Source organism: Corynebacterium sp. sy039 (assembly GCF_007904105.1).
GTDB lineage: Bacteria > Actinomycetota > Actinomycetes > Mycobacteriales > Mycobacteriaceae > Corynebacterium.
In genome coordinates this window covers 340,490-365,761 of sequence record NZ_CP042325.1, presented here as the reverse complement: position 1 = coordinate 365,761, position 25,272 = coordinate 340,490, and the positions used below count along the sequence as shown (strand labels likewise).

Here is a 25,272-nt window from a genome sequence, read left to right as displayed (position 1 = left end):
ACCCCGATACACAAATATACCCAGAAGAATCAGCAGACTTTTCTTCTGGGAATTTTGAGCTGGAGATGGGACTTGAACCCACAACCTACGGTTTACAAGACCGTTGCGCTACCGATTGCGCCACTCCAGCACATGCCGTTTAGAGCACGAAGAAGATAATAACCTACTTCATGCATATACAGCAACTGCCTTGTTAAAGCACTATTTTTGCCTTTTCTTTTCTCAAAGTATGTATCGAAACATGAGATAGCGAAAAAGAGCAATCATAGCTAGGTTAGTAAGCAGTAGTTTGATTTCCAGCCTCTTGTTGGTGGCATTCATGGTCACGCCATAACACACTGGAATGCAAAAGAGACCAAGTCGGAATCATCAGATAGTTCAGATAACGCAGAGGAGGTTCAACGTCTGTGAAAATAAACTTTTTGGGCAATCGTCGTGGGCGGGTAGCTACGATCGACGCAGTTAAAGCGGCACCTCCACCATCACCTCTAGCACCTGTTGATCTTACCGACCCTCGTCAGGTGGCAGCTGTCATGGATCTTGCTGCTCGCATTGGTGATATTTTGCTTTCCTCTGGCACATCCAATCGCGATACCTTGGCGCATATTCGCGCAGTGACAGCCTCGTATGGTTTGCTCTACTGCCACGTGGACATCACCCTCAACACCATCACAATTTTCACCACCATTGGCGATGCTGATCTCACTCCAGTGAGTGTGTTCCGCGTGGTATCTAAGATGACCACAGATTTTTCCAAGCTCAGCGAGGTCGACCGCCTCATCCGATCTATTCACGCTGGTGCTACTCCACCGGATGTGGCAACCAAAATTCTCGACGAACTTTTTAGCTCACCGGCAAAATATGGTTTTGCAACCTCTACCCTGGGCTGGGGTGCTTTAGGAGCGTGCGTTTCTATTCTGCTTGGCGGCACTGCGCTTACTGCACTGGTGTCTTTTTTCATTTCGCTCTGTATCATTTCACTGAGCTCTTGGCTTTCCCGACGCTCCCTACCACTGTTTTTCCAAAATATCTTTGGTGGTTTCATCGCCACTGTACCTGCTGCGCTTACCTACTCTATCGGTGTGCGTCATGGCATACAGATCATTCCCAGTCATATTATTGCTGCCGGTATCATCGTGATGCTTGCTGGATTAACTTTGGTACAAGCACTCCAAGACGGTATTACTGGCGCCCCAGTAACTGCTAGTGCTCGTTTCTTTGAGACTTTCCTCCTCACTGGCGCTATTGTCGCTGGTGTTGGTGCTGGTATTCAGTTTTCTGAGCTCATTGGCATTACCTTGCCGCCTCTAGAGACAATCGCGCATACAAATTATGCTACTGCTACTGCCAAAGCTCTGGCAGGAGCTGCTGCTTCGGCAGCTTTCGCCTTGGCGTGTTATGCCGAGATAAGTTCCGTCATTATTTCTGGTATGACGGCTTTGGCAGGTTCTCTGCTCTACTATTTCATTCTGATTCCTGCAGGTATCGGTGAGGTTACTGCTACCGCAATTGCTGCGAGTGTGATTGGTTTAGCTGGTGGCTTGCTTGCTAGGCGTTTTTTGATCCCCCCACTTATTACTGCTATCGCTGGTATTACGCCGATGATGCCGGGGCTGTCGATTTATCGCGGTATGTACACCGCTCTCAATGAGCAAATGTTGCTTGGGTTTACCAATATGAGCTTGGCGTTATCGATTTGTTGTGCCTTGGCTGCGGGTGTTGTTTTTGGTGAGTGGGTTGCGCGCCGTCTTAAGCGCCCTCCTCGAATCAATCTCTATGGTGTGCTTTCAGGCAGCTGGTATAAGGGGTTGCGTCGACGCCCTCGCTATAATTTTGCTGCTGCGGATAAACCCACCCACCCAGATACTCAGAGCTTTAAGGTGGTCACTGCTGATTCACTCCCGGTTGCAATTAGCGAGCCGCCTGGTAAAGAGAGTGAAGATGAAGATACGCCGGAGGATACTTAGTCAGATATGCACTGCCGACGCCCAGCCTTTCTAGCTGGGATAAGCGAAAAGGTTAATTTTAGAGTATAATTTTCCACCTAGACTGCATTTTCTTAATCTACAGGAGGACCCTTGCCCCCTAAGGTCACTGATACTCGCGCTGCCTCTGCAGAAACTCTCCATGCTGTCGAGGCGGAAACAGCCGCTGCTGCGCGTCGCATTGTTGCCACTTATGCAGAAGATTTCTTCGATGGTGTCACGCTGATGTGTATGCTCGGAGTGGAACCAGAAGGTTTGCGCTACCGTAAAGTTGCAGCTGAGCACGAGGAAAAACAAGCCCCAAAGAAAGCTGCGAAAAAGACCTCTAAGAAGGCAAGCAAAAAGGCTACGAAGAAAGCCGCGAAGAAAACTACTAAAAAAGCTGCAAAAGCTACAAAGAAAACTACCAAGAAAACCACTAAAAAGAGCACCAAGAAGGCGTGATTCTCGTGAGCGGTGACAACACCTTCGTCGTAGTAGCTAATCGTCTACCCGTTGATATTTCTGTTACCGCTTCGGGAAATCGTGTTTTTTCCCCTAGCCCCGGTGGTTTAGTATCTGCCTTGAGCCCTGTTCTAGAAAAGCAACAGGGCTGTTGGGTTGGCTGGTCTGGTACCACTCAAGAGGTACCAGACCCTTTCTATACCGATGAAGGCATTTTGCTCTACCCTGTGGGGTTGAGCGAGCATGATTTCCAAAACTTCTATGAAGGTTTTTCTAATGCCACGCTGTGGCCTCTTTACCACGACCTCATCGTTCCTCCTATTTATCATCGCCATTGGTGGGCCTCCTACCGCGATGTCAATCTCAAGTTTGCGCATGCTGTTGCTGACGTCGCTGCTCATGGTGCTACCGTGTGGGTGCAAGATTATCAACTCCAACTTGTCCCAGGAATTTTGCGCCAAATACGCCCTGACCTCACCATTGGTTTCTTCCTCCATATTCCTTTTCCACCGGCAGATCTTTTCCGCCAACTGCCTTGGCGAGAAGAGATCATTCGCGGTTTGCTAGGCGCAGATCTTATTGGTTTCCATCTGCCTTCCAATGCTGCTAATTTTTTGGCGCTAACCAAGCAAGTCGCTGGTGGCGTTGGCTCGCACACTGGGCAGCCCGACGAGCTTGAAGTCACTGGTCAACCAAGTGTTCGTGAGATCACTGCCCATATCACTACCAGCGATAACCGCACGGTAGGTGTTGGTGCTTTCCCCATTTCTATCGACGTCGAGGCATTGCTTTCCACCAATGTCAGTCAAGAAGATAAGACATCATTGCGCGCTGAGCTAGGTAATCCTGAAACGCTTATCTTAGGCGTGGATCGACTCGACTACACCAAAGGTATTTTGCAGCGCCTGCTTGCTTTTGAGGAGCTTTTGGAAGCCGAGGCACTCGATCCGGAAAAAACTCTTTTTGTGCAGGTTGCCACTCCGTCGCGAGAACGAATTGAGCATTATAAAAAAACGCGCTCTGAGGTGGAGGAAGCAGTAGGGCGTATCAATGGTCGTTTTGGCAGTATCACAAAACAAGTGGTGCATTATTATCATCAATCTTTGCCAAAGAAACACCTTGTTAAACTCTATTCCACGGCGGATATTATGCTGGTCACACCGTTCAAGGATGGCATGAATCTGGTTGCCAAAGAATATGTTGCTTGCCATAGCGACGGTAGCGGTGCGTTAGTGCTCAGTGAGTTTGCTGGTGCAGCGCAGGAATTCTCGGAAGCATTCTTGTGTAATCCTTTTGATATGGAATCCGTCAAACGCCAGTTAGTCAATGCGGTTCATGCTCTCAAGCACAACCCGAGCAACGCCGTCGAACGCATGAAAGCGCTCAATAAACAAGTGCGCGAGCATGATGTCAACCTCTGGGCAACATCCTTTTTAGATTTACTCACCCCGGCACATACTCGCAGTAGCTAATGTAGGTGTAACTTATGCGTGTTCTTCGTTTTTCACAGCCACAATTACTCACCGCCATCAGTCTCATTGCGGGACTCGCGTTGAGCGCTTGCGCCGGGCCAGAGAAGAAAATCACTGACTCTACCTGGCAGGTCACGAATGTATACACCACAGCCGATTATCCAAGCGAAATAGCAGATGAAGTAGCTGGTGCAGTGACCATGACCTTCGGCGGCACCACCGTACAAGGTTTCACCGGATGTGCTCCCTTTAATGCCATTGTGAGCTTCAACAACGACTCGCACAACACTCGTCCAGAGCAGGCACAACGCCTCAGCATTAGCGATATTAAGTTCCGCGACACTGATCCACAGCAATGTCAGGGAAAAGTGCAGTTCTTCCATGAGGCAATCGTCGAAATGCTCACCTATGGCAAGTTCACCATTAGCCACCCACAACCAGATATTATGCTGCTTACTTCCACGAAGGAACCAGAAAATAAGCTCGACTCCCCCGCCATCAAACTCATCAATACACACTAAACCACCAAAGGAATGCTATGGCTCCCATAACTCTCGACGAACTGGCACGCACTAAACAACTGCTTGTGGTATCAGATTTCGATGGCACACTGGCAGGGTTTAGTACCGACCCTGCCGCAGTACCAGTAAATCAACAGGCAGCAGCAGCATTACATCAGCTTGCTGAATTACCCAACACCACTGTGGCTATTTTGTCTGGGCGCGATCTTGATGGTTTGCGTGCTGCCAGTGGTTTTAGTGAAAAAAGTTTTGTCCTCGCGGGTTCTCATGGAGCCCAGACCAGCGAACCCTATGCAGATATTCTTGCCAGCCCCTGCCTTAACGACGCACAGCAGCAGGCTTTAGCTGCGGTTAGTGAAAAACTTGAGGAGTTGGCTCAAAAGTTAGAAGGTGCTTTTGTGGAGCATAAGCCATTCCATCGCGTGCTCCATACGCTTAAAGCGACTGACCAAAAGGGGGCGGCAGCGCTGCTGGCCGAGGCGCTTGAGCTTGATATTCCTGGTATCCATGCCAAACCTGGTAAAAGTATCGTGGAGTTTTCGGCAGTCACTATTACTAAAGGTAGTTGGATTAGCCAGGCACAATCCTATTTTGATGCAAGCGCTACCGTGTTTTTGGGTGATGATACTACCGATGAGGATGGTTTTGCGGTTCTTGGTGCTGGTGACCTTTCCGTTAAAGTGGGCAATCCACAGGTGGAAACCGCAGCGCGGCTTCGGGTAGCTGATATTGCTGGTGTTGCAGAGTTGCTCACGCAGTTGGCTGGGTTGCGTACTCAGGCACTGGGTTAATCGGCGTTGTCGGCATTGTCGGCGATGTCATAGCCCATTGCTTGTGCCCAGCGGATAAGTGCGCCGCGTATTTCTATCACGTCACCGACGGTTTTAGGTTCTAGGACTGGGTCATTGGGGAGCACTCGCCTAGGATCACCTACGGGAACAATGTCTAGTACATTTTTGTTTTCGCCTATGTGCAAGATAGCAAGACCGATCATTTCTACATTGGTTTGTTCGCAGATTGCCCAACTCAGCATGGTTTCTTCATGCCAGGCAGCTCGAAGTTCTGGCACACTCAGTGGGGTTAAACCGGTTGATATTAGGGCTAGTGCAGGGGTATCGTCAATGCGATCGTCGTCGTGTAGTGGGCGGGCGTAGAATCTTCCACCGTTGATTTCCATAGGTTCCATAATTGCTACTTTAGAGCACACGTGGCGCCGCGATAGTGCCGCCTGCATGGAATTGGGTGTCTAGTAGTTCTCGTTGGTGGTCCATGCCATGATGGAGCATATGGGCTAGTCGTTTTCCTGCATATGCGCCTTTGGCACGATTAGGTTGGATTATGGTGCTGAGATTGTGCAGTAGGGCGATATTGATACCGTCGAAGCCGGTGACAGACAAATCCTGCGGTACTACTAAACCTTTGTGTTGGGCGTATTCTAGTACGGCTAAGGCCATCGTGTCGGTGGTGCACAGCACTGCGCTGAGTTCAGGATGATTATCGAGCAGTTCTTGGGCAGCAGCTAAGTTGTTCTGCCGGTTATTGATATGACGCTCAATAATCGGAATGTTCTCTATTGCTATCCCTGCCTGTGCGAATACTTCTAGGGCACCTAAGATACGAGCTTGCTGCACATGGTGTCTGGCGTTATAAACCCTGTCTAGGCTGACTCGACCATTGTTTTCACTGATATCCAACCGGATGCACAAGATACCAATTTTGCGGTGACCTGCATCAACGAGTGCTTGGGCTGCGGGGGCAATGGCTTTTTTGTCATCAATGCCTACAAAAGGCAATTCGGCTACGTTTGCTGGTTGGTCGCAAATGACAGTAGGCAAATTGCGCATTCTTACTGCAGCTAAAAATGGATCATCATGGGCTACTGAATAGACCACAAACCCATCCACCACTGCAGAATTGACTAATTGTATCGCATGGTTTTTATCAGTTCCTTGGGGGTCGGCAGGTATTAAGGTGACTGAGGTTTGTAAATCAGAGGAAGCATCAGCTAATCCGGCTAGGAAATCAACCGAGGCTTTGTCCTCAAAGGCGTAGCTGAGGTGTTCAGTAAGGAGCACTCCGACACTCCCCACGCGTTTGGTGCGTAAAGACCTTGCCATTGGGTCAGGTCCGGGATACCCTCGACGTTTTGCCGCCGCAAAAATTTTCTTTCTTAATTGTGGTGAGAGCTGTTCTGGATGGTTATAGGCATTAGAAACAGTGGTTCGGGAAACACCAATTTCCTCAGCAAGTGATGCCAAGGAAACTTTTTGTGTTTTTTTCGCCACGTATTGCTACTTTCTTATGCTGTACTGCTCTGCTGTCCTTGTGGAATCGCGGGTTCGCTTGGGGTTAGTTTATTCTGCGTTGTCGAGCGAACTCGCTGAGCACTACTCCTGCGGCCACTGAAGCATTGAGCGATTCCACCCAGTCTGTCATCGGGATAGAGATGAGCGAATCACAGGTTTGGGACACAAGACGAGAAATGCCTTTGCCCTCTGAACCTACTACTACCACTACTGGTCCGCGACCATCATAGGTATCTAAGGTGTCTGTACCACCAGTATCTAGACCAACCACTTGATAGCCGTTTTGTTGGAATTCCTTGAGCGTTCTGGTGATATTTGTTGCCTTGGCGACAGGCAATCGTGCAGCAGTACCAGCAGAAGTACGCCATGCCACAGCAGTCACTGATGCGGAACGACGCTCTGGAATAACCACACCATGCCCACCAAAAGCAGCAACGGAACGAATAACTGCTCCTAAGTTACGTGGGTCGGTGATGTTATCCAGCACGACAATTAAGCCATTTTCGCCACGCTCGGCAACCTGCTCGATAAGATCATGCACCTCAGCATATTTATAAGGCGGTATCTGCAGCCCAATACCTTGGTGCATTCCATTTCCAGTCATTTTATCAAGCTCAAACTTAGAAACCTCGATAAGTGGAATCGCACGTGAATGAGCAAGGTGTACCGCTTCACTGAGTCGGTCGTCATGTGCTGTTCCTTCAGAAACAAACAAAGCACTGGCTGGGACTTTGGCGCGCAAGCACTCAACGACTGGGTTACGCCCTACCACAAGCTCATTTGTTTCAGCGCGCACATGGCGTCCGCTATTACGACGCTCTCGTTCAAGTTTGCGCTTATGCGCTGCGTGATAAACACGATCCTCTGCTTTAGGTGTTGGACCTTTCCCACGCAATCCACGTCTACGCAGCCCACCAGAGCCTTTTTGGGCTCCTTTTTTATTTGTCTTCCGCAACCCAGGACGATTTGTGTGATTACCTGCCATAATTATTTTCTCTCAATGCTATATCTGCTATAGGTCTGCTAACTCTATTTTTGTTATTGGTCTATTGGTGCGCACGTCCAGCTCGTCGAGAGCACTGTGCCAGCATAACCCAGTTCTTGCATGAATTACTCAGCAAATGACCACTGCGAGCCGTCGGCAGTATCAACTACCTGAATACCAGCTTGATGCAGACGATCACGAACCTCGTCGGCAGTTGCCCAATCCTTTTGCGCACGTGCCTGTGCGCGACGCGCTAACTCTGCTTGAACCAATACATCGAGTGCCTGCACAGCATGATCATCATGAGCATCTTTTAACCACTGTGCTGCGTGCGGATCGACACCTAGAACATCAGTCATAGCACGCACACTAGCTGCATAAGCCCGAGCTTGCTCATAATCGCCCTTATCTAAGGCAGTATTACCAGCGCGCACCACATTATGAATCTCAGCAAGAGCTTTGGGCACTGCGAAATCTTCATTCATAGCGGCAATAAACTCTGTGCTGCATTCCCCACGCTCTACGACGCCCACCTTATTCAGGAAAGTCTCAATGCGGCGATAACCCTGAGCAGCCTCTTTGAGCGCAGCCTCAGAATACTCGAGCACACTACGATAATGAGCAGAACCAAGATAATAACGCAATTCCACTGGACGCACAATCTCTAAAATTTTAGGCACGCTAAGCACATTCCCCAAAGACTTGCTCATCTTTTCCCCACTCATAGTGACCCAGTGGTTGTGCATCCAATAACGAGCAAAACCATCACCAGCGGCATGGGATTGCGCAATCTCATTTTCATGGTGAGGAAATTGCAAATCTAAACCACCGCAATGAATATCAAATTCTCCACCTAAATACCAGGTTGCCATCGCAGAACATTCCAAATGCCAACCAGGGCGTCCCGCTCCCCACGGAGTAGGCCATGACGGCTCACCAGGTTTTGCGGCTTTCCATAAAGCGAAGTCACGCGCATTTTTCTTAGCTGAATTATCTTCTTCGCCCTGTTCCATCTCCTCTACCCGATTACCAGACAATGCACCATAATCAGAATTATGGGCGTTAACCCAGGCAGAGACATCAAAATATACTGACCCCTGAGCAGTATACGCAAAACCTGCATCAATAAGACGCTGCATATACTCGACCATCTGAGTAATATGGCCCGTTGCTCGTGGCTCCACACTTGGCGCAAGCACACCTAAAGTCTCGTAGGCCCAGCTAAACTCGCGCTCATATGTGGCTGCCCACTCCCACCACGGGCGATTATGCTCTTGTGCTTTGGTAAGTATTTTGTCGTCAATATCGGTGACATTGCGCACAAATGCCACATCATACCCTTGTACTTGCAGCCAACGGCGCACAATATCAAAAGCCACACCTGAACGAACATGACCGATATGAGGATAGGTCTGTGGCGTTGCCCCACACAGGTACATAGAAACATGACCTGGGCGCAATGGCTCAAATGGGCGCAGCGAACGGGTTGCAGTATCAAAAATACGTAGAGTCACGGTTTTAGTTTAGCTCATCATGAGCTTGTGTTTTCCATACCACAGCTGTTGCTACCGCAGCCCTACCCTCACCACGTCCAGTGAAACCTAAATGATCAGTGGTTGTTGCAGAAAGGGATACTGGTGCACCAATAATACTGGACATCGTTTCCTGAGCTTCCTCGCGTCGAGCAGCCATCTTAGGACTTTGCGCAATAAGCTGCACCGCCACATTACCGATCGCAAAACCTTCTTGGGTCAGCAGTGCTGCGCATTCAGTTAAGAGACGGGTACCAGACACATTGTCATATTCTTTTCGCCCCACCCCAACAAAAGAACCCAAATCTCCTAATCCGGCAGCAGATAATAATGCGTCGACAATAGCATGAGCAACAACATCACCGTCCGAATGTCCTTCACAGCCGTCGACGTCGTCGAAAAGCATACAAGCAATCCAGCAGGGTTTTCCTGCCTCAATCTGGTGTGCGTCAGTGCCAATACCAACACGCGGCAATACAAAATTATGTGATGCGCTCATCTTATCTCTACCTCTTGTGAAGGGTCATTATCTTGCTGCACAATTATTTCCGCCAGCGCAAAATCAAGTGGAGTAGTAATTTTTAGCGCGCGCGAATCCCCTGGTACACAGCTAATTCTGTGACCATGCCATTCCATGAGGCTGGCATCATCGGTGGGAATGAACTGGTGAGTGTGATCTCCCATATAATAGGCGCGGTTTGCTCGTCGTAAGTGTGAAAGCTGGAATCCCTGTGGGGTTTGGACTGCACGCAACTGTGCTCGATCAGGAGTATCTACTACGCAATCATCGTGGACAATTTTGATGGTATCGGATACCGGCAACACGGGGATAACTGCAGGTTTTCCTGCCAAAACCGCCTGAGCGACTCGCGTAATCATCTCTGGCGGGGTGAGAGCGCGCGCTGCATCATGAACCAGAACCACAGCTTCATCGCTGCTTATCTGTTGCAGACCAGCCCAAATAGAATCTGCTCGCTCTTTCCCACCCGATACGAGGGAAATAGGAATATGCTGTTCCAACAGACCTGCTTCTACGAGCAATTGTTGTGCATAATCACGCATATCTGCACTGACCACCACGATAATTTCATCAATAATCGCGCATTGAACCATAGTCCGCACGCTACGCACTAATAAGGATTCCCCTGCTAGAGGCACATATGCTTTGGGGAGATTGGCTCCCAGACGTGTCCCTTGACCTGCCGCAGCAAGAAGCGCTACGACTTTCACAGGTGCGGGAGTATCATCAGTCTTCGTCATCGAAGTTGAGATCATCCAAATCTACGTCAAAATCTTTTGGTGCCTTGGTTTCTTCTGGTTCTTCAATGCCTTGTGCCCGATGACGCTCAATGGTGGCATCCACCTCAGCGAGGAAAGAATCTGCTTTTGCATCATCAACATTATCCGCTAAGGAAAGCTCACCGACAAGAATCTGGCGCGCTTTCGCAAGCATACGCTTTTCACCTGCAGAAAGACCGCGGCCTTGGTCACGACGCCATAGATCACGTACGACCTCTGCAACTTTATTCACATCACCTGATGCCAAGCGTTCTTGGTTTGCCTTAAAGCGACGAGACCAGTTACCTGCTTCCTCAACATCTGTTTCACGTAAGAAACCAAAGACTTTACGCAATCCAGCATCATCGACGACATCACGCACGCCTACCAGCTCGGCATTTTTAGCAGGGACACGAACAACAAGGTCAGATTGATGTATTTGCAATACCAGAAAATCCAGGGTCTGCCCATTCATTTCTCTTTGCTCGATAGCTTCAACCACAGCTGCACCGTGATGTGGGTAAACAACAGTATCGCCGACCTTGAATTCCATCTACACTCCTCGCATGATTGTCAGACTAGCGAATGGTACCACATTATAGCCCCCTTATGCGCCTTTAGATTCCCCCCATTTGGCAAAGTCACTATGAGCAAGTATGTTCTTAGCCGGAAAAGCTACTAGAGTTAATACGGTAAAGTGCTTAAATCCCTCTGGGTTGCAAGTTGCAACCTGAATATCCAATGGAGGACGAACCTGTGAAGTCCCTGAAGGCTACCGCTCGTCGCGGTGCACTCATCTCTGTTTCCATTGCCGCCGGCTTGGCTCTTGCTTCTTGCTCTGCTGGTCAAATCACCCAGACATCCACTCAGGTAGCAGCTGTTGATGGATCTGAAGGAAACACCGAAGACGGAAAAATTGTTGTCCGCGATGTTACTGTGCATCTAGATAATGACGGCAATGCTGGTCTTAAGTTTGCTGCGGTAAACCAGGATCCAGCCGACCAAGCACATACATTGGAATCCGTTAGCGTGGGAGGCAAAGAAGTTGCTCTCGACGGTTCCGCCATCGTTGAATCAAATTGTTCCCTCTTGGGCGATCTCAAGTCTGAGCTTGATAAACTCCAAAAGCCTGGTGCAGGGGTATGTATTTCGCATATCGGCACCAAAGTAGATGGCGCTGAGTTTACCCCAAGCGGTAATCAACCAGTAAAGTTTACATTCGACAACGGCACAATTGAGATTAGCGCTACAGTGTCTGAGGCAATCCCTCAAGCTGGCACTAATGCTGAAGATGTTGAGAATGATATCAATTCCCAAAACTCTGGAGAGCACCACTAATTCCACTGCCGCTGCAGTTTTGCATTGCATCCACTAATGCCCCCTCACTTTTTGTGACGGGGCATTATTTGTTTAGTTTTCTTTCGCGCTGGTACGAAGGAGGAGAATCACTCCGCCAAGTAGCACTACTACTGCAAAAATGTTGAGCGCAATGTCAATTGCAGGGATAGTGTTATTAAGACCTTCTGCAATGCGCACGCTATGGGTTTCTCCCCAAGCTGCTTCATTAGCGTGTAGCTCATTATCAACGGCATCAGCATCGGGACGCGAATCATGAGTATTAGCTGTTCCTGCTAAAGGAGATACTGTTTTAGTTTCTCTTGCAGGAGGAACTGCTTGATTATTACGAGCAATTGATGCCCCGCGTTCTGTACTACGATCCTCAGGAATTTGCTGATTGGCTCCGGAAAGAGCTTGTTGCTGCAACGGATTTTCCTGACTAAGGCGCACATTGCGTTCTTGATTCTGAGCATCAGGTTGAGTTCTATCCTGGCCAGCCACAGCATTAGAGCCCTTAGATACATTAGTATCCCTAGGGACTTGAACAGATCGATCAGTACCACTATTGCTTAGTGCAGCTTTTTGCGTGGTATTAGCCCCCGCGGGATTAGCACTCTGCAATGCAGGAGACTTTACTGCTTTAGCTGAACCATTAGTTCTTCGATCAACCGTGCGATCAGCACTACCCGCTTTATTTTCTGTACCCGTATCTCGATCTTGCGTCGCTTTAGAAACTTGACTACGTGGTTTTTCACTCTTAGCAGTCTCTTTGACCGGCACAGTTGAATGCGGCAACGATGGTGGCTTAGATTCAGAATCTACTTTCTGCGCATTGGTATCTGGCACAGGAGCATAGTCCACGATTGTTTGTTCAGGCTGGGCTTGATTGTTATTCTTTTCCGGTTTGGTTTCTCGGCTTCGATCACTGCCCAATATCGGTGCACTACCAAGTAGGGGTGGACGTGGTTCTTGGGTTTGAGATTCGACGCCACTGACATCTGAAATTGGCTCGATAGCACTACCATCTACCGTTGGTTCAGGCTGCAAGGGTTCTAGCGTGATGATATCACTTGCCGAGGCTACTACCCTAGTATCCACTAAGGTACCAATGGGCTCAGCTTCTGCTTCGTCAATAACCTGAATATCATCTTCATCTTGGATTTTCTCAGATACGACCGTAGTGGCAGATATGGGGGTCAACGAATGAAATTCCATCTCGTCATTTTCCATTGCATTTACTGCGGTATGGGCACAAGCATATACGGACATAGCACTGAGAGTCATATACGCAATACGCCCATACACTTTTTTCATATCTGCACCCCCTTTACTGGTCATATACCTATCGAGAATAATGCTCTAACTACTATTCTGAATTTTACCTTAAAAAAACCATATAATTGCTAAAGATTTTTATGGTATTTTTAACAATCTTCATCTAACTTTATACCCAATTTTGTTTTATAGGTCAAAGTAGTTTTACCTAAGTAACCGATTTTCTACCCCAACTCCCCAACAAGCAGATACATAATCACGAATAGAAAACAAGAAAAACATATCACTACCTGGCAAAACAATAAAATAAGTGCCGTGTCGCCGCTATGCTCTAGGGTAGGAAATATGACAAAGAAAACACAAAAAGCGCATATTTGTTCTCAGTGTGGTTACACCACGCGCAAATGGCTTGGTCGCTGCCCAGATTGCGGACAATGGGGTAGTTTAGAGGAAAAAATTATAGCTCCTCAATCCACTACTATTAGTTCCACATTAACCGAAGGTTCTACCTCCGCAGGAATAACTCCTACTAGCCCAGCACAACCAATTACTACCATAGCCGCTGATAACGCTAGTGCGCTCCCTACCGGAATACAGGAGTTAGACCGAGTGCTCGGCAGAGGCATCGTCCCAGGTTCCGTCATCTTACTTGCCGGTGAACCAGGAGTGGGCAAATCAACGCTCTTACTTGAAGTAGCACACCAGTGGGCTACTCAGAATCAAACAAATAATCCACAGAAAAAACGCACTGCACTATATATCACGGCAGAAGAATCAGCAGGGCAAGTTCGTATGCGAGCACAGCGTACTGGAGCTTTGGCACAAACTCTCTATCTTGCCTCAGAATCTAATCTCGATATTGTATTAGGCCACGTCGAAGCAATAAAACCTAGCCTGCTCATTATAGACTCAGTGCAAACAATGCACGCCCCAGGCGTCGAAGGCGTCTCAGGTGGCATTGCACAATCACGAGCCGTAACCGCCACCTTGACCGCACTGGCAAAGAATAATAACCTTCCCGTCCTGCTCGTAGGGCACGTCACCAAAGATGGCAATGTGGCTGGTCCACGCACATTAGAGCATTTGGTAGATGTGGTACTTCATTTTGAGGGCGATAGACACACCAGCTTAAGAATGTTGCGTGGGATTAAAAATCGCTTTGGTGCCACTGATGAAGTTGGCTGTTTCGAGCAACAGACTGATGGCATCAAAGAAGTGCCAGACCCATCTGGGCTTTTCTTATCGCACCACGACCATACCCCAGATGGCACTGCTGTTACCGTGGCTATGGATGGCGTGCGTCCCCTACTAGCCGAAGTGCAAGCATTAGTCGTACCTACGGAATCAAAGAGTCCGCGGCGTGCCGTGACAGGATTAGACAGTACACGCGTCCCTATGGTGCTTGCTGTACTTGCTGCACGCGCACAAAAACCTACCCATAACCAAGAGGTCTATATTGCAACTGTAGGTGGAATGAAAATTGGGGAGCCTGCCACAGATTTGGCAGTGGCTATTGCCACCGCAAGCGCCATCAGCAAAAAACCGGTACGCAACCGCACAGTAATCATTGGCGAAGTAGGTTTAGCAGGAGAAATTCGTCGAGTGCCCAATATCGCACGACGGCTACTAGAAGCAGCACGCCTTGGATATCGTCATGCAATCGTCCCGCAGGGGAGCAAACGCTCAGCACAGACAGCTGGAGTAGATGGCATAGAGATTATCGAGGTAACCGATATTCGCGATGCGTTGCATCAAGCACAATGCTAATTACTGCATACTGAATGTGTAAGGGGCTGATGCATTCTCGCCTATAACGGTGTGTAGGAAATAATCTCCTGCTTCCACGGGAACTCGATCACCACATCGCTCAGGAGCAGAGGTCAAGCGTGACCACTTTGCCTCAAAATAACGCTCCTCACCAGCGGCAAAAGTTTCTACATCAGTGCTAACTGCAGGATTGCAATCCACATCTGCCCACAATCGTGCATTAGTAGCAAGATCATAAACCTCAAAGCGCATTACATTTTTGCTCATATCAATAATGCAATCAGCAGCTGTAGGGTTTTTGACTGTCATATAGAACGTCGGTAAAGCATCAGGTGCATAGTCTGCCTGATCTGTCTGCGCTTCGACAATCAAATCAGAAAGCTCGCAAGTTCCTTTTACATTGTTTGCCTGTGCCTTTGTAGTCGATGACGCCACTTCACGCGAGGTAGACGGCTCAGCATCAGCTGACGCACTTGTCGTAGCCCGTTGTGTTGTTTCTTGCACCGAACTTGGCTGAGCTTGTTGGGTCGTACTTTGTGTTAGCGCAGCTTGAACACTAGGTTGCTCTTGGGTTTTATCTTTATTCAGCAAACTTAAAATCAGAATAATAACTAACACACCTGCTACGAGTGCAACTGCAGCAGCTACTCGACGACGCTGATAATAGATTTCTGGCAATCGCTGAGATGTATTCATGCCCTGCCCTTTCAGCCGCCTATTGCGATTATTCTCTCGACGCTCCACCTTACCTAGCCTAAATGTCGAACCAAGTAGAGAATGGGAAATACGACGGTGTGTCTAAATCCCAAGGGCAGAAACTGTTTCTACCGCACCATCACTCATTCGGTAAAGAGCAGCAATAATGGCAGTATGACCGCGCTTTACCGCCTTATTAATTGCAGGTGAAGTTTGCAAAATGCGCTTTGCCGTAGCCGCTGCATGATAACGCTCAAAATCAGCACTATCAGCCACTCCTTTACTCCGCGCCTCCAAAATTGATGGCGCAATCTGTTCCACCAATGTGCGTTGGTGCCCTCCTGGCACTTCCGCACCATCGAGCACATCTGCGGTGACTTTTACCGCACCACAAGACTCATGCCCCAACACAACCAACACTTCAACACCCAAACCAAGAACTGCAAACTCTAATGATGCCATAACCCCAGAATCCACAACCTCCCCGGCAGTACGTACAACAAAAAGATCTCCAAGACCATGATCGAAGAGAATCTCTGCGGGCACGCGTGAATCTCCGCAGGTAAAAACCGCAACACGTGGACTTTGCCCTCGCGTAAGCGCTAAACGACGTTCTACATCTTGATTTGGGCGCGTAGGATTTCCAGAAGAAAACCGCTTATTTCCCTCTAGGAGTGATTCCCAAACTGCTTGAGGATCACGGGTGTTTTCACCAGTCATGGTGTAATTATTCCACTAAACTAACATGAAAAGAAAATTATTTATGGAAAACTTGCATAAGATTTTATTAGAGTGGTTCGCACAGAATGCGCGGAAAATTATCTGGCGCACTCCTCACACCAGCCCTTGGGGTATTCTACTCAGCGAAGTAATGAGCCAACAAACTCCTGTTGCCCGTGTCGAACCGCTATGGCAAAAATGGATACACACTTGGCCTACACCTGCGGCATTAGCTACCGCCGATAATGCACAAATCCTTCGCGCATGGGCAAACTTAGGATACCCGCGTAGAGCATTGCGGCTAAAAGAATGCGCACAAATGATCGTCGAAAAGCATGATGGTCATGTACCACAAGATGTGGAGCAACTGCTAGCACTACCAGGAATCGGTGACTATACAGCGCGAGCTGTCGCTGCTTTTGCTTTCGGGCATAATGTTGCGGTAGTTGATACGAATGTACGCCGAGTATATGCACGTCTTATCAAGGGGCAGTTCTTAGCCCAAGGAGCCCGAAAAGCAGAGTTAGCAGATATGCAACAGCTCCTACCCGAACACAATGGCCCAGAGTTTTCAGTAGCATTTATGGAGCTTGGCGCCCTCGTATGCACTCCAAAACCGCAATGCGACCAATGCCCGATTACAGCCATGTGTGCGTGGCACCGCGCCGGTTGTCCCGCACCTAGCGAACACGAACTAGCCCAAGCAAAAAAGCGAGTCCAGAAATTCGTGGGGACAGATCGCCAAGTTCGAGGCAAAATTATGGCGCTATTACGAGAAAGCACACAGCCTGTGACAAAAGAACACATTGACCTCGTGTGGCCAGATTCCGTGCAACGAGAACGCGCGCTCAATTCGCTACTCGACGATGGACTAGCCGAGAAAACTCCTGCAGGAACTTTCCAACTACCGCACTAGCTTGCCAATACTTCTCGACGCTTCTGCTTTTGATTGCGCCAGTTTTTATTTATTCTTCTTCCAACGACCGCGATAATTTAATCCACCTGGTAGACGTACTGAAAAACCACCACGGCTATTAAAGGTAACTGGGCCAATACGCTTACTCATCGACGCACCTGAGCCAGAGAGATTGATCCAGCTATCCTTGTCGATATTTTTTCTTTTTCGGAAAATGAGTCCCACGGTTTTTCTACTTTCTTTTTCTAGGATCAGACGCACAATGCATCCGCAATAACAGCACCAACGTACCTACAGAAGATGCTATAGAAAAAATGCGACCCACGCACACAGCATGAGTCGCTATAGATTATATTTTCTTCTTATTCAGCATCAGACGTGTCAGATTCGGGAACCAAATCCTCATCATCTGCCGCATCAATAACTGACTGCTGAGCTTGCTGCACTGCAGATAAATCTGGCTCACCAGGCAATGGTTTTGGCTGTGCACTAAAGCTAAAGGTTGCTTTTTCTAGATCCTTAGCTTGTGCGGATTCACCATCCCAGCCTTCGACATCAACATGAATGATCTCACCGGCGCCAAACTCACCAAAGAGGATCTTCTCCGAGAGGGTGTCTTCAATCTCACGCTGAATAGTACGACGCAATGGTCGAGCACCCAACACTGGATCGAAACCACGCTTAGCCAGCAAATTCTTAGCCTTAGCACTGAGCTCAATACTCATATCCTTTTGCTGCAGTGCCTTATCCACACGAGCAATGAGCAAATCAACCATCTGTACAATCTGCTCCTGATTAAGCTGATGGAATACCACAACATCATCGATACGGTTGAGGAACTCAGGGCGGAAATGCTTCTTGAGCTCATCATGAACTTTTTGTTTCATGCGCTCATATTGCCCTGCTTCATCTTGCTCGCCAACATTACTAAAGCCCATGCCCACAGCCTTAGAAATATCTTTGGTACCAAGATTAGACGTAAAGATAATGACTGTGTTCTTAAAGTCCACCAAACGACCCTGACCATCAGTCAAGCGACCATCTTCTAGAACCTGCAACAAACTGTTGTAAATCTCTTTATGTGCCTTTTCGATTTCGTCGAAAAGCACCACAGAAAATGGCTTGCGGCGTACTTTCTCAGTGAGTTGTCCGCCTTCTTCATGCCCCACATAACCTGGAGGGGATCCGAAAAGACGAGTTGCAGTGAAGCGATCATGGAACTCGCTCATATCAACTTGGATCAAAGCATCATCGTCACCAAAGAGGAAGTTTGCCAGTGCTTTAGAAAGCTCAGTCTTACCAACTCCAGATGGGCCAGCAAAGATGAACGAACCAGAAGGACGACGTGGATCTTTAAGACCTGCGCGAGTGCGTCGAATAGCTCGAGAAACTGCTTTCACAGCATCATCTTGACCGATGATACGTTTGTGTAGTTCATCTTCCATGCGAAGTAGTCGAGAGGACTCTTCCTCGGTGAGCTTGAACACTGGGATACCAGTCCAATTGCCAAGTACCTCAGCAATCTGTTCCTCGCCTACTTCAGCAATATCATCTAGTTCACCAGCTCGCCACTGCTTTTCTTTTTCCGCACGCTCTTCGCCTAATTTGCGCTCTTGATCACGCAAAGCAGCTGCTTTCTCGAAATCTTGCTCGTCAATAGCTGCTTCTTTCTGACGACGTACTTCCGCAATGCGATCCTCAACTTTGCGAATACTATCAGGGGCTGTCATACGCTTAATGCGCATTCTTGCACCTGCTTCATCAATAAGATCAACAGCTTTATCAGGCAAGAAACGATCATTGATATAACGATCTGAAAGACGTGCCGCCGCAGCCAACGCCCCATCGGTAATAGAAACCCGATGATGTGCCTCATAGCGATCACGTAAACCTTTAAGAATTTCAATGGTGTGCTCTACTGAAGGCTCAGGCACTTGCACTGGTTGGAAACGACGCTCTAATGCTGCATCTTTTTCAATATGCTTGCGATACTCATCCAAAGTAGTAGCACCAATGGTCTGTAGTTCACCACGCGCCAACTTGGGTTTAAGCAAACTAGCAGCGTCAATAGCTCCCTCGGCAGCACCAGCACCAACAAGGGTGTGGATCTCGTCGATAAAGAGGATGATGTCACCACGCTGGTGGATTTCCTTGAGAACCTTCTTGAGACGTTCCTCGAAATCACCGCGATAACGAGAACCTGCAACCAAAGAACCTAAGTCGAGAGAATAAAGCTGCTTTTCCCGCAAAGTCTCGGGAACTTTACCATTGACAATAGCAAGTGCCAAACCTTCAACTACGGCTGTTTTACCTACACCAGGCTCACCGATAAGCACGGGGTTATTCTTAGTACGACGACTAAGCACCTGCATGATACGTTCAATTTCTTGATCCCGACCTACTACTGGATCAAGTTTGCCGTCTTTGGCAGCTTGAGTAAGGTTACGGCCAAATTGATCAAGAACTAAAGAGTTAGAACGCTCCCCGACGCCACCTGAGCGCCCACCTCGACCAGCGCCCGCACCGGCACCGACTGCTTCGCCATTATCGCGATTTTCTGGACTGCTTTGCCCCCCTTCATAACCAGAAAGCAACTGAATAACTTGCTGGCGCACACGCGGCAAATCAGCACCGAGCTTGACCAAAACCTGGGCAGCAACACCCTCCCCCTCACGGATAAGCCCAAGCAAAAGGAACTCAGTACCGATGTACTTATGCCCCATCTGTAGCCCTTCGCGCAAAGAAAGCTCCAATACCTTCTTAGCTCGGGTGGTAAAAGGAATATGCCCAACTGGTGGTTCAGCACCATGACCAATAATCTCTTCTACTTCCTGACGGACTGCTTCAAGGGAAATACCCATTGACTCTAATGCTTTAGCAGCGACACCTTCACCCTCGTGAATGAGCCCAAGCAAAATATGCTCTGTACCGATGTAATTATGGTTTAAGCCACGAGCTTCTTCCTGTGCCAACACAATAACGCGACGAGCACGGTCGGTAAATCTCTCAAACATTATCTACTTCCCCTTGAATGTAGCTAATACAATTTTTATTCATATAACGTTAATGCACCTACTCTAACGCCCTTGGGGACTAATTCATTGCACTAAGGAGAAGTATTTGCCCGAACAGAGAAAAAATGAAGGAATAATAGCAGCTAGAGAGGCATATATCTGATTGTACGCCAGTAGCGAACACTCGAGAAAAATGCAAAAATCGCCAATACTAAACCCCACTTGGTGTGGTGCCACTATTGCGTCATGAAAGCCACCTGACTCATGGCAGGTGCTTCCGTGCGCACGAGAATTCGTGCCGCCGATGATTCTCAGAAAAGAACAAGATCCCCTGACCCAACCCTCATCCCTAGCGACCACATGGATTACTTTTTCTTGTATTGCGGTGGTGAACTATAACAGTGACGCCTTTCGGCAATAACATGTGCACCATATAGCGAATTTCTGTGCAGGTAAGGATTCGAACCTTACGGCCTTCAACACTCGCTAGAAGGCGCCATGATCCTTCTGTCTACCGTGAAGGTCCGGCCAATACACACCAAAAAGAACCCACAAGCCACATAAGAACTACCAACTTGTTCTTGCGTTATAGCTCGATTAGCTCTGTATTCCAATTGAGCTGTTGGATTTTAGTGTCCAACAAACGATATTCCTTAGAGGCTTGATCAGCCTGTGTACGCAACCACGCGACGTCCATCGTCGCAATAAACTTAATCTCAGAACGGCTATAGCGATCTTGACGACGCGTTGCCGCATCTGCCAATTGCGTGTAGAAACGACGCTGCTGCAAAGCAGAGTCACGCTTGGCAATGGCATCAGTAAGCGTGAGATTTTCGTCGAAAGGCGTAGCTGCATTAGTCGCATTGATGCGACGCACTAAATCCTCAATATGCTCGAAAAGTCGTTGCGCATCTTCCAGCAGCTTCCGTGGATCTTCCTCGGGCACATCACCATCTTGAACACGAGCAACTACCACAAGGCGTTCTGCCAATTTTTTAAGATGGTTCTGAGATTCTGCTCGATCTGCAAGTGCTTCAGCAAGCAACATATGTTATCTCCTTACGAGGTCTTTTCCGGTTTTACGATTGGGAAAAGCACTGTTTCTCTAATTCCTAATCCAGTCAGTGCCATAAGCAGGCGATCAATACCCATACCTGTTCCGGCTGTCGGTGGCATACCCTGTTCCATTGCGGCCAGGAAGTCCTCATCAAGCACCATTGCCTCATCATCACCACCAGCAGCAAGACGCGCCTGATCCTCAAACCGTTCACGCTGTACAACTGGGTCTACCAGCTCAGAATAACCAGTTGCCAGCTCAAAACCACGAACATACAGATCCCACTTCTCAGTAACACCTGCTTGTTGCCTATGCTGGCGAGTCAGTGGAGATGTCTCCACAGGGAAATTGCGCACGAAAATCGGACCATAAAGTTGATCCTCGCACAATACTTCCCAAATTTCTTCGACGAGCTTTCCATGCCCCCAACCACCATCAGCAGGCACTTTTAATCCGATAACCGCTGCAATCTCTTTGAGTTCTTCCACAGTAGAGTCAATAGTTACCTCCGGTTGCCCTGGGTATTTGCGGGCAAGCGCCTCATTGAGCGAAGGATACATTTCAATTGTTTTCCACTGCCCACCAAAATCATAGGTAGTGCCGTCGGCAAGCGTTACTGTAGTGCTGCCAAAAACTTCCTGCGCAACAGATTGAATGAGGTTTTGGATCATTGCAGCGCAATCGTCATAAGTACCCCATGCTTGATATGTTTCGAGCATGGCAAATTCTGGACTATGGGAAGAATCCACTCCCTCATTGCGGAAATTACGATTCACCTCAAAAACACGTTCAAGCCCACCAACCACACAACGCTTGAGGTAAAGCTCTGGCGCGATACGCAGGTATAAGTCCATATCAAGCGCATTTGAGTGTGTAATAAAGGGGCGCGCAGCAGCTCCACCATGCAAAGTCTGCAACATGGGGGTTTCTACCTCTAAGAACCCTTGGTCTTCGAGATAACGTCGCAAAGCACGCATGACTTTAATGCGAGTAAGAGCATTGGTGCGCGCCTGTTCACGCATAATGAGATCGGTATAGCGCTGACGAACACGCGTGTCTTCATTCATATCCACGAACGCCACTGGCAATGGTCGGAGTGCTTTCGACGCCATGTGCCAGCTGCTTGCCAATACGGAAAGCTCACCACGCTTGGAGGAAATAACCTTACCGCGCACCGAGACTATATCGCCAAGGTCTACATTAGCTTTCCAATCCGCCAACGACTGCTCACCTACCCCATTGAGCGAAATCATGGCTTGAATATGGGTGCCATCGCCTTCCTGGAGCGCCGCGAAACAGAGTTTTCCGGTATTGCGCACAAAAAGGACACGACCAGCAATTGCTACTTCTTGGTCTGTTTCTTCCCCGATATTGAGGTAAGTTACCCCAGGATCAGTGCCTGGTTGCTCGTCTTCACCTAGCACAATGAAACGCTGACGTAGCTCCTTAATCGACGTAGTGCGATCGACCTCAACTGGGTAGGGATCATGGCCTGCGTCGATAAGCGTTTGCCGCTTTTGCTTCCTAATTCTTACCTGTTCTGGTTGCTCAGCTGCCTGTGGAGTCTTTTTTACATCAGTCACGTCTTTCAAGGGTAGTCGAAGAACTCTTTTCGCGTATAACCACAGGTTTATTTTCTGCAAAAAGAAGACTCATTTTGGCATGAAATAGGCACGAAAGTAGGAATTCACCTGCGCTATGGCCGTTCTCTGACCTGGCCGACACAGCCGACATAACTGACATAGCTAGAATAGGATGCCATGATTACTGTTTGCGGCGAAGGCCTTATTGATCTCGTACCTCAACATACAGATAAAACACAAAAATCTGAGCACACTATGAGCCAGGATAGCGGTGGAAGTTTAGCCGCTTTACAACCAGTTCCAGGAGGCGGCCCGTTTAATGTAGCCATAGCCGCTAGCCGCATGGGGGCACGCACTCAATTCTTATCGCAACTATCTACCGACCCTTTTGGACAAGCCTTGGTAGATACTCTCAACAAAGAGGGCGTAAATACCCACTATGTAACACGCAGTGACCTTCCCACATCCTTGGCGTTGAGCAGCATTGGCGCAGATGGTAGCGCGCAGTATTCCTTTTACTTAGAGCAGACAGCGGATCGTTTTGTTACCCCTCCCACACACCTTGACACTGACATTGCTTGTTTCGGTACTGTATCGCTTGCTTTAGAACCAGGTGCTAGCCGCTATAGTAAGTTACTTAAAAACCTAGCTGCACAGGGTACTTTCATAGCGCTCGACCCTAATATCCGTTCTTTTTATGCCACCCCAGAGCACCGTGAGTTTTTATTATCATTGCTTGACGACGTTACCCTACTCAAATTATCTGCTGAGGAAGATGAATTCCTTGGACATCCGCGCACGCCCATCACTGTAATCACACATGGTGCAGGTGGGCTTGAAGTTATTATCAACCAAACATCGGCAGACCTAGAGGCTACAGCAGTGACGGTGCCTGCACCGACAATTACCGTTTCAGATACGATTGGTGCCGGCGATACTGTCATGGGGGCATTGTTAGCAGAACTGGATCGTAGAATCCCAGCAGGATCACCACGGGGTACCTGTGACATTCTTGACATCTTTGACATCAATGTATGGACCGAAATCGCCTCATATGCGGCATATGCTGCTGCAATTACTTGTTCCCGTACTGGCGCACAACCGCCAACCCGCCAGGAAGTCTTAGAGTTCATGGAAAGATAATCATGCCTATGTGACCCAGCGCACTACACCCACCATTAAGCGATCTTGCATACTCTCCGCATATAAGGCTATCCTGACAAACATCTGGACAGAAAACCAGAAATAGTGTTTTGGAGGAAATATGCATATTCGCAAGAAGATCCTAAGCATAGCCCTCGCCGCCGCCACAACTGGCAGCATGGCATATGCAGATATTCCCGCTCAAGCAGCAGATATTACTGGCAGCACCGCAGTAGCCATTAACGCACGCACAGAAGAAGGCTACCTCACCAGTACCGACAATAAAGGCACCCGCATCTACTGGAAGTCACAAACCATCCCAGGTGCCAAAGGTAATGTCGTCGTCGTTCATGGTGCAGCTGAACACTCTGGTCGCTATGACTACGTTGCCGATCGCTTGCTTGCAGCTGGCTACAATGTGTATCGTCTCGACCACCGTGGACACGGCAAATCTGCCCTACCAGAGCTTGGCAACCAAGTAGTACGCGGCCACATCGACGATTTCCACTTCCTCGTCGATGACATCAACCAAGTAGTGCAAAAAGCAAAGGCACAGCACCCAGAAGTAAAAACATATATGCTTGGGCACTCTATGGGAGCGCTGGCAGCGCAATTCTATGGCATCAAATACAACGGTGAAGTAGCAGGAATCATCAGCAATGGTGGTGGCACTCCGCTTAATTTCTCCGGTCGCAAAGACTCCGGCAATACCATCACTCCGCGCGATATGTCCGAAGCTCAAAAAGCACTCGGTCCCACTCTTTCCGAGCGCCTCCCCCTTGACCTTTTGACCACTACCCCAGTTAATACTCAAGCACTGACTGGGCTTATTCCAGGTGCAATCAATTTCCACTGGGCATCTGCACCATTGACCGATCAACTGCAAGTACCTAACGCATTTACCGACGGCGTCGCAAGTGACCCAGCTGTGACTGCACAATATCAAACCGATCCTTTGGTCAATAAAAAACTATCCATAGGTATGGCACAGCAAATGGTTTTTGCTGCACTATACGACGGCGTTAATGCGCAGAACTTCACCACCCCAACCTTGATTACCCACGGCACCAAAGATGGCATTGTGCCTAGCTACTTTGCAAAAGACTGGTACAACAGCATTGCCTCTACCGATAAGGAATTGGTGTACTGGGAAAACCAAATGCACGAGGTATTCAATGAACCTGCCAAGCATGAAGCAATGGACAAGGTTATTGACTGGCTAGCCAAGCACTAAAAATGT

General features: G+C 48.5%; 24 protein-coding genes and 1 tRNA gene. 10 read left to right on the top strand and 15 right to left on the bottom strand.

What is annotated here, in order from left to right; genetic code table 11:
• Positions 1–57: 57 nt before the first annotated feature.
• Positions 58–130 (bottom strand) — tRNA-Thr (locus FQV43_RS01590).
• A 277-nt stretch (positions 131–407) separates the two neighbouring features.
• Between FQV43_RS01590 and FQV43_RS01585 the strand changes: the two genes are divergently transcribed.
• From FQV43_RS01585 to otsB, 5 genes are all read left to right on the top strand, one after another.
• A complete protein-coding gene (locus FQV43_RS01585) occupies positions 408–1,967 on the top strand; it encodes a threonine/serine exporter ThrE family protein (protein ID WP_144273840.1) in 1,560 nt (519 codons plus the stop codon).
• 111 nt (positions 1,968–2,078) lie between these two features.
• Positions 2,079–2,429: a hypothetical protein gene (locus tag FQV43_RS01580; protein WP_144273839.1), complete on the top strand. Its 351-nt coding sequence runs from the start codon at positions 2,079–2,081 to the stop codon at positions 2,427–2,429.
• Between the two features lie 5 nt (positions 2,430–2,434).
• A complete protein-coding gene (locus FQV43_RS01575; RefSeq protein WP_144273838.1) occupies positions 2,435–3,901 on the top strand; it encodes a trehalose-6-phosphate synthase in 1,467 nt (488 codons plus the stop codon).
• Positions 3,902–3,915: 14 nt separating this feature from the next.
• On the top strand, positions 3,916–4,422 hold the full coding sequence (locus FQV43_RS01570) for a hypothetical protein (RefSeq protein WP_146338377.1): 507 nt from the start codon (positions 3,916–3,918) through the stop codon (positions 4,420–4,422).
• A 17-nt stretch (positions 4,423–4,439) separates the two neighbouring features.
• Entirely contained in the window at positions 4,440–5,213 is a 774-nt protein-coding gene (gene otsB / locus FQV43_RS01565) for a trehalose-phosphatase (protein ID WP_146338374.1), read from the top strand.
• Here otsB and FQV43_RS01560 read toward each other — a convergent pair.
• The 7 genes from FQV43_RS01560 to FQV43_RS01530 all read right to left on the bottom strand — a co-directional run bounded on the left by FQV43_RS01560 (position 5,210) and on the right by FQV43_RS01530 (position 11,076).
• Positions 5,210–5,608, bottom strand: coding sequence for a hypothetical protein (locus FQV43_RS01560; RefSeq protein WP_144273835.1), 399 nt, complete (start codon positions 5,606–5,608; stop codon positions 5,210–5,212). The genes otsB and FQV43_RS01560 overlap by 4 nt on opposite strands.
• A gap of 10 nt (positions 5,609–5,618) precedes the next feature.
• Entirely contained in the window at positions 5,619–6,707 is a 1,089-nt protein-coding gene (locus FQV43_RS01555; protein ID WP_210415252.1) for a LacI family DNA-binding transcriptional regulator, read from the bottom strand.
• A gap of 64 nt (positions 6,708–6,771) precedes the next feature.
• Positions 6,772–7,713, bottom strand: coding sequence for a 23S rRNA (guanosine(2251)-2'-O)-methyltransferase RlmB (gene rlmB, locus FQV43_RS01550; RefSeq protein ID WP_144273834.1), 942 nt, complete (start codon positions 7,711–7,713; stop codon positions 6,772–6,774).
• A gap of 125 nt (positions 7,714–7,838) precedes the next feature.
• Entirely contained in the window at positions 7,839–9,227 is a 1,389-nt protein-coding gene (gene cysS / locus FQV43_RS01545) for a cysteine--tRNA ligase (protein WP_146338370.1), read from the bottom strand.
• A 4-nt stretch (positions 9,228–9,231) separates the two neighbouring features.
• Entirely contained in the window at positions 9,232–9,744 is a 513-nt protein-coding gene (ispF, locus tag FQV43_RS01540; RefSeq protein WP_146338368.1) for a 2-C-methyl-D-erythritol 2,4-cyclodiphosphate synthase, read from the bottom strand.
• A complete protein-coding gene (ispD, locus tag FQV43_RS01535) occupies positions 9,741–10,505 on the bottom strand; it encodes a 2-C-methyl-D-erythritol 4-phosphate cytidylyltransferase (RefSeq protein WP_246846935.1) in 765 nt (254 codons plus the stop codon). The genes ispF and ispD overlap by 4 nt, the downstream gene beginning before the upstream one ends.
• Positions 10,492–11,076 (bottom strand): CarD family transcriptional regulator, encoded by a 585-nt coding sequence (locus FQV43_RS01530; protein WP_144273830.1) that lies wholly within the window; start codon positions 11,074–11,076, stop codon positions 10,492–10,494. The genes ispD and FQV43_RS01530 overlap by 14 nt, the downstream gene beginning before the upstream one ends.
• A gap of 188 nt (positions 11,077–11,264) precedes the next feature.
• On the opposite strand from FQV43_RS01530, the gene FQV43_RS01525 reads away from it, so the two are divergent.
• A complete protein-coding gene (locus FQV43_RS01525) occupies positions 11,265–11,861 on the top strand; it encodes a hypothetical protein (protein WP_146338366.1) in 597 nt (198 codons plus the stop codon).
• A gap of 72 nt (positions 11,862–11,933) precedes the next feature.
• Here the strand turns inward: FQV43_RS01525 and FQV43_RS01520 are convergent, their stop codons facing one another.
• Positions 11,934–13,199: a hypothetical protein gene (locus tag FQV43_RS01520; RefSeq protein WP_146338364.1), complete on the bottom strand. Its 1,266-nt coding sequence runs from the start codon at positions 13,197–13,199 to the stop codon at positions 11,934–11,936.
• 282 nt (positions 13,200–13,481) lie between these two features.
• Here FQV43_RS01520 and radA point away from each other — a divergent pair, with 282 nt between their 5' ends.
• Complete coding sequence (gene radA / locus FQV43_RS01515) at positions 13,482–14,903, top strand: DNA repair protein RadA (protein WP_146338362.1); 1,422 nt, start codon at positions 13,482–13,484, stop codon at positions 14,901–14,903.
• On the opposite strand, the gene FQV43_RS01510 is transcribed toward radA, so the two are convergent.
• Together FQV43_RS01510 and FQV43_RS01505 are read right to left on the bottom strand one after the other, a co-directional pair.
• Positions 14,904–15,599, bottom strand: coding sequence for a hypothetical protein (locus tag FQV43_RS01510; RefSeq protein WP_146338359.1), 696 nt, complete (start codon positions 15,597–15,599; stop codon positions 14,904–14,906).
• 102 nt (positions 15,600–15,701) lie between these two features.
• A complete protein-coding gene (locus tag FQV43_RS01505; protein WP_144273825.1) occupies positions 15,702–16,319 on the bottom strand; it encodes a carbonic anhydrase in 618 nt (205 codons plus the stop codon).
• 43 nt (positions 16,320–16,362) lie between these two features.
• Here FQV43_RS01505 and FQV43_RS01500 point away from each other — a divergent pair, with 43 nt between their 5' ends.
• Complete coding sequence (locus FQV43_RS01500; RefSeq protein ID WP_146338357.1) at positions 16,363–17,235, top strand: A/G-specific adenine glycosylase; 873 nt, start codon at positions 16,363–16,365, stop codon at positions 17,233–17,235.
• 45 nt (positions 17,236–17,280) lie between these two features.
• Here the strand turns inward: FQV43_RS01500 and FQV43_RS01495 are convergent, their stop codons facing one another.
• The 4 genes from FQV43_RS01495 to lysS form a co-directional block, all read right to left on the bottom strand.
• Entirely contained in the window at positions 17,281–17,460 is a 180-nt protein-coding gene (locus tag FQV43_RS01495; protein WP_144274154.1) for a DUF4236 domain-containing protein, read from the bottom strand.
• 137 nt (positions 17,461–17,597) lie between these two features.
• Positions 17,598–20,249 (bottom strand): ATP-dependent Clp protease ATP-binding subunit, encoded by a 2,652-nt coding sequence (locus tag FQV43_RS01490; RefSeq protein ID WP_146338355.1) that lies wholly within the window; start codon positions 20,247–20,249, stop codon positions 17,598–17,600.
• Positions 20,250–20,835: 586 nt separating this feature from the next.
• The gene (locus FQV43_RS01485) at positions 20,836–21,297 is read right to left on the bottom strand and encodes a DIP1984 family protein (RefSeq protein ID WP_144273823.1); all 462 of its coding nucleotides are present in this window, start codon (positions 21,295–21,297) and stop codon (positions 20,836–20,838) included.
• An 11-nt stretch (positions 21,298–21,308) separates the two neighbouring features.
• Positions 21,309–22,889, bottom strand: coding sequence for a lysine--tRNA ligase (gene lysS, locus FQV43_RS01480; RefSeq protein WP_144273822.1), 1,581 nt, complete (start codon positions 22,887–22,889; stop codon positions 21,309–21,311).
• A 177-nt stretch (positions 22,890–23,066) separates the two neighbouring features.
• Between lysS and FQV43_RS01475 the strand changes: the two genes are divergently transcribed.
• On the top strand, positions 23,067–24,032 hold the full coding sequence (locus tag FQV43_RS01475) for a carbohydrate kinase (RefSeq protein ID WP_144273821.1): 966 nt from the start codon (positions 23,067–23,069) through the stop codon (positions 24,030–24,032).
• Positions 24,033–24,153: 121 nt separating this feature from the next.
• Positions 24,154–25,266: an alpha/beta hydrolase gene (locus FQV43_RS01470; protein ID WP_144273820.1), complete on the top strand. Its 1,113-nt coding sequence runs from the start codon at positions 24,154–24,156 to the stop codon at positions 25,264–25,266.
• Positions 25,267–25,272: the final 6 nt, after the last annotated feature.

Bases quoted from the DNA above. Each gene is read 5' to 3' on its own strand.
- FQV43_RS01570 (WP_146338377.1), top strand. From the start codon at position 3,916: ATGCGTGTTCTTCGTTTTTCACAGCCACAATTACTCACCGCCATCAGT.
- otsB (WP_146338374.1), top strand. From the start codon at position 4,440: ATGGCTCCCATAACTCTCGACGAACTGGCACGCACTAAACAACTGCTT.
- FQV43_RS01560 (WP_144273835.1), bottom strand. From the start codon at position 5,608: ATGGAACCTATGGAAATCAACGGTGGAAGATTCTACGCCCGCCCACTA.
- rlmB (WP_144273834.1), bottom strand. From the start codon at position 7,713: ATGGCAGGTAATCACACAAATCGTCCTGGGTTGCGGAAGACAAATAAA.
- ispF (WP_146338368.1), bottom strand. From the start codon at position 9,744: ATGAGCGCATCACATAATTTTGTATTGCCGCGTGTTGGTATTGGCACT.
- ispD (WP_246846935.1), bottom strand. From the start codon at position 10,505: ATGACGAAGACTGATGATACTCCCGCACCTGTGAAAGTCGTAGCGCTT.
- FQV43_RS01530 (WP_144273830.1), bottom strand. From the start codon at position 11,076: ATGGAATTCAAGGTCGGCGATACTGTTGTTTACCCACATCACGGTGCA.
- FQV43_RS01525 (WP_146338366.1), top strand. From the start codon at position 11,265: ATGGAGGACGAACCTGTGAAGTCCCTGAAGGCTACCGCTCGTCGCGGT.
- FQV43_RS01520 (WP_146338364.1), bottom strand. From the start codon at position 13,199: ATGACCAGTAAAGGGGGTGCAGATATGAAAAAAGTGTATGGGCGTATT.
- radA (WP_146338362.1), top strand. From the start codon at position 13,482: ATGACAAAGAAAACACAAAAAGCGCATATTTGTTCTCAGTGTGGTTAC.
- FQV43_RS01510 (WP_146338359.1), bottom strand. From the start codon at position 15,599: ATGAATACATCTCAGCGATTGCCAGAAATCTATTATCAGCGTCGTCGA.
- FQV43_RS01505 (WP_144273825.1), bottom strand. From the start codon at position 16,319: ATGACTGGTGAAAACACCCGTGATCCTCAAGCAGTTTGGGAATCACTC.
- FQV43_RS01500 (WP_146338357.1), top strand. From the start codon at position 16,363: ATGGAAAACTTGCATAAGATTTTATTAGAGTGGTTCGCACAGAATGCG.
- FQV43_RS01490 (WP_146338355.1), bottom strand. From the start codon at position 20,249: ATGTTTGAGAGATTTACCGACCGTGCTCGTCGCGTTATTGTGTTGGCA.
- FQV43_RS01485 (WP_144273823.1), bottom strand. From the start codon at position 21,297: ATGTTGCTTGCTGAAGCACTTGCAGATCGAGCAGAATCTCAGAACCAT.
- FQV43_RS01475 (WP_144273821.1), top strand. From the start codon at position 23,067: ATGATTACTGTTTGCGGCGAAGGCCTTATTGATCTCGTACCTCAACAT.
- FQV43_RS01470 (WP_144273820.1), top strand. From the start codon at position 24,154: ATGCATATTCGCAAGAAGATCCTAAGCATAGCCCTCGCCGCCGCCACA.